Below are 12,614 nucleotides of genomic sequence, written 5' to 3'. Positions count from 1 at the left end.
AGAGCTGGCGCTATTTTTCTTGACGCCATACGCCTCCTTGCTTATTGTGTCACGGACCAGTAGCCAATAAGTATTAGCATTGATTCATGACATAACTATCACTCATCAGCATAACGTCTGACAAACTACTGCGTAACATGTCCCTGACAGATAGTATGAAATGTTTCTTACAGAGGAATAAGGTATCAATGGCCGCCCAGAAGTATTCTTTAGAAGATATTCGCCTGCGACTCAATGAATTAGATGATCAGCTTTTACAGCTCCTTTCAGAACGCAGAAAGTTAAGTATTGAAGTCGTAAAAAACAAAGTTGAAACATCTAAGCCTGTACGGGATGCAGTCAGAGAACAACAGTTGCTGACAAAATTAATCCATAACGGGAACGAACATTATCAGCTTGATGCCCCTTATATCACCAAAATCTTTCATACCATTATTGAAGACTCTGTCCTGCTTCAGCAAAGTTACCTGCAGAGCTTAGAAAACCCACCATCAGATCAAAACCCTAAATGTCGTGTTGCATTTCTGGGAGCAAAAGGCTCTTATTCGCATCTGGCTACCCGGGAATATTTCAGCCGTAAAAACCTGAATTTGGTCGAGTTAAACTCAGATCATTTCAAAGATATTACCGAAACGGTTGAATCCGGACATGCTGATTATGGCGTGTTGCCCATTGAAAACACAAGTTCTGGTTCAATCAATGAAGTTTATGATCTGCTGCAAAATACAAAACTTCACATTGTTGGCGAACTGACACTCACAGTCGAGCACTGCCTGCTGTCAACACAGGAAATTGCGATTGAAGATATCAAAGTCCTTTATTCTCACCCGCAACCACTGAAACAATGTAGCGAATTCATCAGCCACATGAAGGATGTAACACTTGAGTCTTGCATCAGTACTGCCAATGCAATGCAAAGAGTCGCAGAAATGAACAGTGACAGTATCGCTGCTATCGGTAATGCATCCAGTGGAAAACTATACGGGCTCCAGTCCATCAAAAGTAATATTGCAAATCAAACGGAGAATTATACCCGTTTCATTATCGTTGCACGGCAAGCGGTTGAAGTGTCACACCAGATTCCTGCTAAAACAACGCTGATCATGTCTACGCCGCAAAAAGCAGGCTCTCTTGTTTCGGCTTTACTGGTATTACAAAAATTAGGTATCAATATAACCAAGCTGGAATCAAGACCTATCATGGGGAACCCATGGGAAGAGATGTTCTACGTTGACCTTGAAGTTCATCTGAACTCAGAGCCTATGCAACAGGCATTACAGGAACTTCAAAAGTTAACGAACTATCTTAAGGTTCTTGGGTGTTATCCGATTGAAAATATTAAACCAACAAGCGTTGAGTAAATATGGTAAATGTTGTTATTGCAACACTAAATCCGGCAAAGATTAATGCAGTAAAAGATGCATTCCGTGAAGTGTTTCCGGAGACACCTTTTGAATTCAAAGGAGTCAGTGTTGCCAGTGAAGTCTCAGATCAACCGATGTCGGATGCTGAAACCCGCCTGGGAGCACTAAACCGGGTCAAAAATGCCAGGCTGGCATCTCCGGGGGCTCAATATTATGTCGGTGTTGAAGCTGGCATTGAACAGGAAATGACGTTCGCATGGATGATCATTGAATCAAAAGAGCATCGGGGAGAATCCCGTTCATCCAGCCTGATGCTTCCCAAAGAAGTGACAGCGAGACTGAAAGCCGATCATGAACTTGGTGATGTGATGGATTCTCTGTTTCATGAGAACAATATTAAACAAAAAGGTGGTGCGATAGGCTTATTCACTAACCAAAGACTAACCAGAAGCTCTGTTTATTCTCAGGCACTAATTCTGGCTCTGGTCCCGTTTATAAATCAGAACCTGCACTTTGAGACAAAAAGCTAACACCTGTCAAAATATGGAATTCAGGAAGATAGTTCTCCTATCCTCCTGAATTTTTCATTCATCAGGATCTGATTTTAGACCGGACAATAATGACAACAGGATATTTTTCTCATCATTGCTACATTCTTTCAACCCATTTGAGCCGCGGGTAATCGTCGCCACACCGACACCAAGCATTTGGCTAATCTGACGTTGGGACATCTCCCCATTCAACAGCTCATAAACGATGTTCATTCTGGAAACCAGTGTATCTCTCTCATCAGTTGTCATCAGCATAGCCAGTAACATTTCCAGTTGTCCCTGTGTGGATGCTTCTTTCACTAATTGCAAAAATGATTGCCAGTCCGTAAATTGTGGTTGGGTAGACATATATGTACTCGTTTAGTGATACACAGGGACATTGTAGTGATATTTTCACATAATGGAATCAGTATTTCAGTTCCAACTCAGATGGATGTAAAAAACTTCCTTTTATATCAAATAAGTAACGGTAATATGTTTCAAACATTAAAACATTTTGTACATATCCACGGGTTTCCCGGAACGGAATGGCTTCAATAAAGCGGTACACATCCAGATTCCCTGATGAACGTTCCAGCCACAAATCAACTCTTGAAGGACCCGCATTATAGGCTGCAAATGCCAGAACCCGGTTGCCATCATATCGTTCTAATAACTCAGTTAAATATTGGCTTCCCAACTCAATATTTTTCTTTGCATTAAATAAGTCATGGGAATTTCTGTAACTCAATTGATATTTTTTTGCCATATACCGGGCTGTGGATGGTAAAAGCTGCATTAATCCTTTTGCACCAACCGGAGAGTATGCACGAACATCCATTGCACTTTCCTGCCTTGCCAGAGAAATTAGTGTGATCGGATCTATCTTGTACTTCTCTGCAAAAAATTCGAAAAACTGTAAATAAGCTTTTGGAAACCTTAACTCCAGATGCTCCCATAACCGGGCTTCAATTGTTGCTAACACCGTCAGGTGATACCAGTGGGAATCCGCTGCATATTGTGCCAGCATTGTTTGCTCTTCAAGAGATGCCCGCCCCAGTAACCACCGCCATTCACTTTTTGATGCTTCAATTTTATCCCTGTCAATCAATTCGTGAATCCGGTCTAAACTTTTCCGGTAACGCTGGATTAATTCAGGATCATAGTTCAGCGGCTGCTCTGAATAAACATAAGACCGATTCAGATAACTGGCCGCCGCCACACTGTAAAAATTTCGTTTTCCGGATAACTGCTCAAGCGTATCCAGACCAGATTTTTTCTGGCCTAATTTGATTTCACTGAATCCCAGCCAAAACTGCCATCGTGCTGTATTCAGTAAAGATGGTGACAGTTTATTCACCCAATCATAAATTCCCTGCCAGTCACCATATCTGATTTCTTCACGTACCCGTCGTTCAAGCAACAGGTAATTCTGACTAGAAGCGATGATCTTATCCCGCCATACCTTCATTGACTCTGTCAGACTGATATCATCTTCATTGAGCAAAACCCCGGCAAGATATTCAAAGAAAGTGTTTCTTGCTTTGGAATCGAGATATTTCAACTTTCCCTGCTGTACAAACCGGTATGCCTGAGAAGGCTTTTGATAAGCCAGTTTCTTTAAACCGAAACTAACCAACCTGAGCATTTGATCATTTAAAGGACCATGGCTTAAAAATTGATCAACATTTTCAGGATGACGATAGGTCGTCAACAGCATATGAGCGATGCGTTGGTTTTCTTTCGATGTGATTTTTTTCTTTAAAAACTTCATCAAGCGATATTGTCTCTGCTCAAAAGCAAGAAATAGTCGCTCCAGTATCAGTGGCTCAGAAATACCTTCTGATTTCTCCCAGGATGAAAAAAGTTCGTTACACGCATCAGAAACACTCTGTCCTGACAACCATAAGGATTGAGCTCCCAGATAAGCTTCCCGTTTGCTTCCCGTTTTCAGCTTTGCTGTGTAGTAATAGCAACGATATTTTTCTTGTCTTGGCTCCGTCTTCTGAAACTGAAGCAGTACCGCCCATTTTTTATCTCTGGCAAGCGCATCCAGATAAGGTGCTGTAATCCGGCTGGAAAAGGGAAACTCAGCGTGGGTGTTGATAAAATTACGAATCACAATGGGTGGCTTTTGGGCCATATCGATCAAAATAGAACGATAGTCGAGATAGGGTGTTAATGGATACGATTCAAGCCTGGATTTAATGCGATAGTATTTCTTTACCTGCTTGTTATCCAGCCATTGCTGAGCCTGATCATACAAATGCCTTTGCTCTTGCAGGCCCATTTTTTCACCAGCCATGGCGGGAAAAACCGCTGCCAAAGTAAAATAAAATACAACCAGATAACGCACTAACCAATTTGACATCATGTCACTATAAACAATGAAAACCATAGTTATATTTTACTAACAAAACTAAAATTATTTCATATGAAAATACATAGATTAACAGAAAATTAAAAATCTCTTTTCTATGCACACTCAAAGGTGCACTTCATAAGGTCACCATAAATGGAGGACTTCAGTTAACAACTTCATGTAATTTAGTATAAAATAGACGCTTTGATCTATAGCAATGAATTAGGACAAATCGGCAATGGCTGAATACGTGTATACAATGTCCCGGGTGAGCAAAATTGTTCCGCCAAAGAGACAGATTCTCAAAGATATCTCACTCAGTTTTTTCCCGGGTGCAAAAATTGGTGTTTTAGGCCTGAACGGTGCAGGTAAATCAACGTTACTTCGCGTCATGGCTGGCATTGATAAGGATTTTGATGGTGAAGCCCGCCCTCAACCGGGTCTGAAAGTTGGTTACCTTCCACAGGAACCTGTTCTCGATGAAAATAAAACAGTCCGGAAAGTTGTTGAAGAAGCTGTATCGGATGTTGCCAACGCTCTGAAGCGTCTTGATGAAGTCTACGCAGAATATGCCCTTCCGGATGCTGACTTTGATGCGCTTGCAAAAGAACAGGGCGAGTTAGAAGCATTAATTCAGGCGAAAGACGGACACAACTTAGATAATGCACTCGAGCGTGCTGCAGATGCACTTCGGCTTCCGGAATGGGATGCAAAGATCAAAGTGTTATCTGGTGGGGAGCGCCGACGTGTCGCCATTTGTCGTCTGCTGCTTGAAAAGCCGGACATGTTATTGCTTGACGAACCAACCAACCACCTTGATGCTGAATCCGTCGGCTGGCTGGAAAAATTCTTATGTGACTATAACGGCACCGTCGTTGCGATTACGCACGACCGGTACTTTCTTGATAATGCCGCCGGATGGATTCTGGAACTTGACCGTGGTGAAGGGATTCCATGGCAGGGGAATTATACGTCATGGCTTGAACAAAAGGATGCCCGTCTGAAACAGGAAGCCTCACAGGAAAAAGCCCGTCAGAAAACAATTGAGCAAGAGCTTGAATGGGTTCGGCAAAATCCTAAAGGACGTCAGGCGAAATCCAAAGCCCGTATGGCTCGTTTTGAAGAACTTCAAAGCAGCGACCATCAAAAACGCAATGAAACTAATGAGCTATTTATCCCACCAGGTGAACGCTTGGGTGACAAAGTTATCGACGTAAAAAACCTGACGAAATCTTTTGATGGCCGGGTACTGATTGATGATTTATCCTTCAGTATGCCTAAAGGTGCTATCGTTGGCATTATTGGTGCGAATGGTGCAGGTAAGTCAACACTTTTCAAAATGCTTTCAGGCACAGAGCAGCCGGACTCAGGGACGATTGAACTTGGAGATACAGTCAAACTGGCTTCAGTTGATCAGTTCCGGGATAGCATGGATGACAAAAAAACTGTCTTCCAGGAAATTTCTGAAGGCGCAGATATTATCAAGATAAATAACTTTGAGATCCCGGCCCGGGCTTATTGTTCCCGGTTCAACTTTAAGGGTGTTGATCAACAAAAAGTAATTGGTGAACTTTCCGGTGGTGAACGCAACCGGGTCCATCTGGCAAAACTCCTGAAAGCAGGCGGGAATGTCTTACTACTGGACGAACCCACCAATGACCTGGATGTAGAAACCCTCCGGGCTCTTGAAGAAGCTTTACTTGAGTTCCCCGGATGTGCCATGGTGATTTCCCATGACCGCTGGTTCCTTGATCGGATTGCTACACACATTATTGATTACCGTGATGAAGGTCAGGTCAACTTCTACGAAGGTAACTATACTGACTATATGGAGTGGCTGAAGCAAACTCTCGGGGCACAGGCTGCAGAACCTCATCGAATCAAATACAAGCGTATCTCGAAATAAGTTCTGACACCCGATTCGTTCATAAAGGCTGCATAATGGAAATGCAGCCTTTTTAATACCAGAGATTCAATACCTGAACACAGCAAAAGGGAATATCTATGGCTGAAAAACGTCGATTTTCACGAATTGTTTACAGGACCCCTGCTCTTGTAACTCAAAATCAAATTCGCATTGCAGCCACAGTAAGGGATTTGTCGCTGCATGGTATCCTGCTGGCCGTAACCGATGAGCCCCGTTTTAATCCACAAAAAGAAGTGGAGATCGAATTCCCAATTCCGGATAGCGAAATATCAATCAGAATGAGTGCAAAGATCATCTCTATGGATGATTATGTACTCCGGGCAAGTATCGAGCATATTGATTTGGAGAGTATCAGTCATCTTCGGCGCTTAGTTGAACTGAATGTCGGAAACGACGACTTACTGCACCGGGAGCTGGAATATCTGTCTGATCTTGGTGATGAAACAAACCAGACAGATTAATTCACAGAGAAGATTATCAGTTGCCCGACTCAGCGACGGGGAATAGTATCACTTGTATGTTTCAACAGGTTCTGACTCTCAGACATAAACTGCTGAGAGTACTCACCAAACCATTGACTGACCCCGGAAAAACTCTCGATGAAATGCTTTTTATCCTGATTCTCAATCACCTGCATAGCATCAGAAAAACACTGATAGAACCGCTTAATCATCTCTGTATTTTCTTCAGAGGAAAAAATGATATCCCCGTAAAGATTCGGATCCTGGCCAAACAACCGGCCAACCATGATTAACTCCAGACGATATATCGGTGAACTCAGCTGCAACAACTTCGCCAGTTGAGGATTCTCTTTCGATAAATGGAGACCGTAGACATAAGTGGTAAAATGACGAAGCGCCTGTATCATAGTCATACCATGGTCATGCGACTCTGCATCAACTGCACACAAACTGGCCCCCCAGATCCCTAACTGATCAATCAACCACTGATACTGATCTTTTCCCCGGCCATCACAATATACAATGACCTGCTTCGCCAGACTGGGAATATCAGGCCCAAACATAGGATGCAAACCAACAACGGGGCCCTCGTGTGCCTTGAGCATCGCCTGCAACGGTTTGGTTTTAACCGAGGTCAAATCACACAAAATACAATCTTCCGGTAACTGGTCCAGCTTGCCAATCACCTCTACAGTCAGGTGAATCGGAACGGTTACAACAACCATACCGGCCTGTGCCAGCAAATCATCAGCTTTATCCCAGTCATGACGCCCAATCACTTCGACCTGATAACCTGAAAGTTTAAACATTCGGGTAAACAAACTACCCAGCTGCCCATGGCCACCAATGATAACAACCGTTCTTAAATCCGGTTTTAAACACTTAAATCCGGCATCTTTTTCACTGGTATATGATTCACGCATTGTCCGGCGGAGAATATCTTCTATCAGCTGTGCGGGCACACCTTTCGTCTCCGCTTCTTCTCTCCGGGAAGCCAGCATTGCCGCCTCACGTTCGGGCACATAAATCGGCAAACCATACTGACTTTTAACTTCTCCGACTTTCTCAACCAAACCCAGCCGGCGAGCCAGTAAGTCTATCATTTGTTGATCAACTTCATCGATTTGATCGCGTAATTCATTGAGTTCAACGGGCATGAACAACCTCTTTCAATTAATCTTTCAGTCTTTTTTCTAATACCGGAGAAAGTGCATCACAAGCCTTACGTAACAAGACCTCTGTCGTCTCCCAGCTAATACATGCGTCCGTAATGGAGACGCCATATTCCATTTGATCAAGTGGCAGGTCAGCCGATTGATTACCTTCATTTATATGACTTTCAATCATCAGTCCAACAATGGAACGGTTTCCTTCCCGAATCTGACGAAATGCATCTTCCGCAACTAATGGCTGACGCCGGAAATCTTTTCTCGAATTAGCATGGCTGCAATCAATCATCAAAGATGGCTCAAGGTTTGACTGACGCATTTCTTCTTCGCATTCAGCAACAGAAACCGAATCATAATTGGTCTGTTTGCCGCCACGCAAAATAACATGACCATTGGGATTCCCCTGAGTCGTTAACAGTGCAACCTGTCCCTTAGCGTTAATTCCCATAAACCGGTGGCTTGAAGACGCAGCCTGCATTGCATTAATTGCTGTCATCAGGCTGCCATCGGTTCCATTTTTGAAGCCTATAGGCATTGATAATCCGCTAGCCATCTCTCTGTGCGTCTGCGATTCCGTTGTCCGGGCACCAATCGCAGCCCAGCTGAATGTATCAGATAAGTATTGAGGGCTGATAGGATCAAGCGCCTCTGTTGCCAGTGGAATACCCATTTCAGCCAGCTCGACTAAAAGCTGTCGACCCACATGAAGGCCATGCTCAATATCAAACGTTCCATTTAAATATGGATCATTAATCAAGCCTTTCCAGCCAACGGTCGTTCTGGGTTTTTCGAAGTAAACACGCATGACGAGAAGTAGCTGATCACTCACCTCTTCAGCCAAAGCCTTAAAACGACGGGCATAATCTTTTGCTGCATCCAGATCATGGATAGAACAAGGCCCGCAAACCACTAACAAGCGATGGTCACGCTTATGGATAATATCAGAGATCGCCTGACGTGAGTGGTGAATAAATGCTTGTGCATCTGAACTTAAAGGTAACTTAGCTTTGAGTTGTTCAGGTGTTATCAGCACTTGCTGTTCAATAATATTTACATCATTCAATTCGCTCATTATCTCTTACCGTAAAAAAATATATACAAAAATAAATGTCACTTTATATACAGCGACAGCTCATTCCCATAAATTAACAGCGACAATAAAGTTTTCAAGTGTAAAAATTAAAAAACATTTATTGTAAACTTATTTTTACACAACATTTTGTTCACAGAATTAACAATGAGAGATGTCTTACTGAAAAAGGTTCATATAAAATAAAGACTTACAAGGACAGATGCTCATTGAGACTTTAATAATTATGGACTTAATCCTCTCTTTGCTACAACAGATGTGTGTCTATCTGGTTTTGGCTTATATGCTCAGCAAAACCCCTCTGTTTCTGCCCATACTCAATATCTCATCCAGATTAGAGCATAAATTGTCTATTTATGTACTCTTTTCTCTTTTCTGCATTCTGGGAACGTACTTTGGCCAGCAAATTAATGATGCCATCGCGAATACACGGGCAATCGGTGCAGTGATGGGCGGGTTGCTGGGTGGCCCGGTTGTCGGGGTCGCTGTCGGGCTCACTGGCGGCATCCATCGGTATACACTTGGAGGATTTACCGATCTTGCCTGTGCTATCTCAACAACAACCGAAGGTTTAATCGGGGGGATACTGCATTTATTTCTGTTGAAACATTATAAAAAAGAACTACTTTTCAGCACCCCCGTTGTATTCAGTGTCACTTTCTGTGCCGAAGTTATTCAAATGCTGATTATTGCTTTTGTCGCTCAACCGCAAACACAGGCCATTGAATTAGTCAGAACCATTGCCGCGCCAATGATGATTGCCAATTCCGTAGGTGCTGCGCTTTTTATGAGTATCCTGCAGGACAAAAAATCTATCTATGAATCATACTCTGCCGCCTTTTCCCGCAAAGCACTCAGGATTACTGAACGGTCGGTTGGCATACAGTTTCATGAATTCAACCGCCATCATGCACAAAAAGTAGCGCGGGTCATATATGAAGAAACTAATGTTGGCGCAGTCTCGATCACAGACAGAAATAAGATTCTTGCTTTCATTGGGGTTGGCGATGATCACCACCGCCCTGATACACCGATTTCCTCAGATAAAACCATAGAAGCGATTGAAAAAAATGAAATCATCTATCTTGATGGCATCGAAAAACCATATCAATGCTCGCTTTCAAAAACATGTAAACTGGGCTCGGCACTAATCATCCCACTCCGGGTTGATGACAGGGTGATTGGCACGATTAAATTATATGAGTGCAAAAGTAAGCTGTTTTCTTCAATTAATATGTCAATGGCAGAAGGCATCGCACAATTACTATCAAGTCAAATATTACATGGGGAATATCAGCAAAAGAAAATGCTGCTTTCCCGTTTGGAAATGAAACTGTTACAGGCACAAATCAACCCACACTTTTTATTCAATGCCCTGAATACGATTAGTGCTATCACAAGGACTGACCCGGAGAAAGCAAGAATATTAATCCAACACCTATCCCGGTTTTTCCGCAGTAATCTGAAACAGAATGTTGAAACAATCACACTCAGTGAAGAGTTATCTCACATCAAATCATATCTGATGATTGAACAAGCCCGGTTTAGTGACCGACTGGAAGTCGGGATTAACATTGACAGTGAATTATTCGAAAAACAGCTGCCAACATTCACTCTGCAACCGCTGGTGGAAAATGCAATTAAGCATGGCACTTCAAATCTGCTTACCGGAGGAAAAGTTCACATCTATAACCAACCAGTACAAGGCGGTGATCTCATCATTGTTGAAGATAATGCAGGCCGGTTTGAGCATCATGCCTCTTCCGACGGATTGGGGATCAAAATGGTGAATAAACGTCTGATTAATTATTTTGGACACCAGTCCCAGCTCCAAACCTCTGTTGAACCAGATGTATTTACCAAAATACAATTCTTATTGCCACGTGAATATTAAGAGGACTGTATGATCACGGCGATTATAATTGATGATGAAATCCATGCCCGATCAGAACTGATTCAGCTACTCAGAGAAACGGAGCAGATAGAAATTTTAGGTGAAGCCGCCAATGCCATTGAAGGATTTAAACAACTGCATCAACATAAACCAGATGTTGTATTTCTGGATATTCAGATGCCTCAGATTTCAGGCATTGAGCTATTGAGTATGCTTGACCCGGAAACTATTCCGCGAATTGTATTTATTACAGCCTATGAACAATACGCGATTCAGGCCTTTGAGAATAATGCGTTCGATTATCTTTTGAAACCGGTCGAAGAAAAAAGGCTGCATAAAACGATTGAGCGGCTCCGGCGCGATATAACCAGAAAACAAGATGTCTCTTCAATCATACCGAAATCACTGGAACAGATTCCATGCGTCGGACTCAACCGTATCGTGATCATCCCAGTCAATGAAATTGAGCTGGCTTACAGTGATATCAGCGGCGTTCATGTCCAAACACACCAACGTCAGGCGACAACACAACTGACTTTAAAACATCTGGAAGAAAAAACACCATTACTACGCTGCCATCGCCAGTACCTGATTCATCCCAAATCGATTCAGGAAATCAAACTACTCGATAACGGCCTGGCAGAAATCATCACCCAATCACGGCATATTGTCCCTGTCAGCAGAAGACATCTGAAAAATCTCAAGGAAAGCCTTGGATTTTAGAGCGTGTACATCATTCAATATCACACAGAGGTCGTATTGCTTCCCGGGCCTTTCGCCATTCAGGCATATTGACTAATGCTTTCCGGGAAAGGGGGCGCTTTCTTTGTAAACAGGCTGCCTGAGGAATTCCGGAAACAACTAAGTTATCCAACAGCCGGACGGTTGCAGCGCGATCATTACAAACAAGGAGCATATCACAACCTGCATCTAAGGCCTGATTTGCCCTTGATACAATATCGCCCATAACCGATGCCCCGCTCATACTCAGGTCATCAGAAAAAATAATGCCATGAAACCCGAGCTTTTGACGAAGCACTTCTTTCAGCCAAAACGGAGAACCACTGGCCGGTTTATCATCATAATGCGGATAAACGACATGAGCGGGCATCACAGCATCCAGCAAATTCTCCTCAATATGCGAACGAAAAACCGACATATCTTCTGATATAACGGTTTTTCGTTCATCATAAGGTGTCTCAAGATGAGAATCAGCAAGCACATGACCGTGACCGGGAAAATGCTTTCCCGTTGTTGCCATTCCTGAGCTTTTCATTCCCTGTAAAAAAGCCCGGCTGAAACGCTGAACTGTCTCAATATCTTCACCAAATGCTCTGTCATGAATTGCCTGACAACCGAACCCGACATCCAGTACCGGAGCGAAACTCAGATCAACACCTGTGGCAATCAATTCCGCAGCCATTAACCAGCCGCCTAAAGCAGCAAGTTCTGTCCCGTTCTTTTGTGTCGCGTACTGGCTGGCTGCCGGTAAACGGGTAAATCCATCTTTAAAACGCTGGACCCGTCCCCCTTCCTGGTCAACACCAATCAGCACAGGTGCGCCTGCAGCCTGACGCAAAGAGTCGTTTAAAGCCTCAAGCTGCCGGGGATCATGATAATTGCGTGAAAACAATATCACACCACCAATTGCCGGATGTGCCAGCATTTCTTTCTCTTCTGAGTCCAGCTCATATGTTTTGATGTCCAGCCACAGCGGCCCCATGTCAAGCTCCTGATTCTGTTCAGTATTGCATTTATCTGGTGAGACTATGCAGTTTAAATTACAATGGCAATGTTTGATAGCCTAAACCTGAAGA

Annotated in this window: 11 protein-coding genes; 6 read left to right on the top strand and 5 right to left on the bottom strand. The window is 43.2% G+C overall.

The features are described from left to right. The first annotated feature begins 188 nt into the window (after nt 1-188). On the top strand, nt 189-1,361 hold the full coding sequence (pheA, locus tag OCV29_RS04240; protein ID WP_073603264.1) for a prephenate dehydratase: 1,173 nt from the start codon (nt 189-191) through the stop codon (nt 1,359-1,361). A gap of 2 nt (nt 1,362-1,363) precedes the next feature. Then, nucleotides 1,364-1,894, top strand: coding sequence for an inosine/xanthosine triphosphatase (gene yjjX, locus OCV29_RS04235; RefSeq protein ID WP_073603265.1), 531 nt, complete (start codon nt 1,364-1,366; stop codon nt 1,892-1,894). Nucleotides 1,895-1,948: 54 nt separating this feature from the next. Here yjjX and trpR read toward each other — a convergent pair whose 3' ends face one another. Both trpR and OCV29_RS04225 read right to left on the bottom strand, forming a co-directional pair. Further along, entirely contained in the window at nt 1,949-2,263 is a 315-nt protein-coding gene (trpR, locus tag OCV29_RS04230; protein WP_073603266.1) for a trp operon repressor, read from the bottom strand. A gap of 58 nt (nt 2,264-2,321) precedes the next feature. Then, a complete protein-coding gene (locus OCV29_RS04225) occupies nt 2,322-4,265 on the bottom strand; it encodes a transglycosylase SLT domain-containing protein (protein ID WP_084193303.1) in 1,944 nt (647 codons plus the stop codon). Nucleotides 4,266-4,494: 229 nt separating this feature from the next. On the opposite strand from OCV29_RS04225, the gene ettA reads away from it, so the two are divergent. Next, on the top strand, nt 4,495-6,162 hold the full coding sequence (gene ettA, locus OCV29_RS04220; protein WP_073603268.1) for an energy-dependent translational throttle protein EttA: 1,668 nt from the start codon (nt 4,495-4,497) through the stop codon (nt 6,160-6,162). A 98-nt stretch (nt 6,163-6,260) separates the two neighbouring features. Further along, a complete protein-coding gene (locus OCV29_RS04215; protein WP_073603269.1) occupies nt 6,261-6,644 on the top strand; it encodes a PilZ domain-containing protein in 384 nt (127 codons plus the stop codon). Nucleotides 6,645-6,673: 29 nt separating this feature from the next. On the opposite strand, the gene tyrA is transcribed toward OCV29_RS04215, so the two are convergent. Both tyrA and OCV29_RS04205 read right to left on the bottom strand, forming a co-directional pair. Beyond that, entirely contained in the window at nt 6,674-7,801 is a 1,128-nt protein-coding gene (tyrA, locus tag OCV29_RS04210; RefSeq protein WP_073603270.1) for a bifunctional chorismate mutase/prephenate dehydrogenase, read from the bottom strand. Nucleotides 7,802-7,817: 16 nt separating this feature from the next. After that, entirely contained in the window at nt 7,818-8,885 is a 1,068-nt protein-coding gene (locus OCV29_RS04205) for a 3-deoxy-7-phosphoheptulonate synthase (protein ID WP_073603271.1), read from the bottom strand. 244 nt (nt 8,886-9,129) lie between these two features. On the opposite strand from OCV29_RS04205, the gene OCV29_RS04200 reads away from it, so the two are divergent. Both OCV29_RS04200 and btsR read left to right on the top strand, forming a co-directional pair. Then, on the top strand, nt 9,130-10,797 hold the full coding sequence (locus OCV29_RS04200; protein WP_073603272.1) for a sensor histidine kinase: 1,668 nt from the start codon (nt 9,130-9,132) through the stop codon (nt 10,795-10,797). 9 nt (nt 10,798-10,806) lie between these two features. Then, a complete protein-coding gene (btsR, locus tag OCV29_RS04195; protein ID WP_073603273.1) occupies nt 10,807-11,520 on the top strand; it encodes a two-component system response regulator BtsR in 714 nt (237 codons plus the stop codon). A gap of 10 nt (nt 11,521-11,530) precedes the next feature. On the opposite strand, the gene nagZ is transcribed toward btsR, so the two are convergent. Beyond that, nucleotides 11,531-12,520 (bottom strand): beta-N-acetylhexosaminidase, encoded by a 990-nt coding sequence (gene nagZ, locus OCV29_RS04190; protein WP_073603274.1) that lies wholly within the window; start codon nt 12,518-12,520, stop codon nt 11,531-11,533. Nucleotides 12,521-12,614: the final 94 nt, after the last annotated feature.

This window comes from Vibrio aerogenes, from assembly GCF_024346755.1.
GTDB classification, from domain to species: domain Bacteria; phylum Pseudomonadota; class Gammaproteobacteria; order Enterobacterales; family Vibrionaceae; genus Vibrio; species Vibrio aerogenes.
The sequence above is the reverse complement of the archived record's forward strand: the minus strand, read 5'-3'. Positions and strand labels throughout refer to the sequence as shown.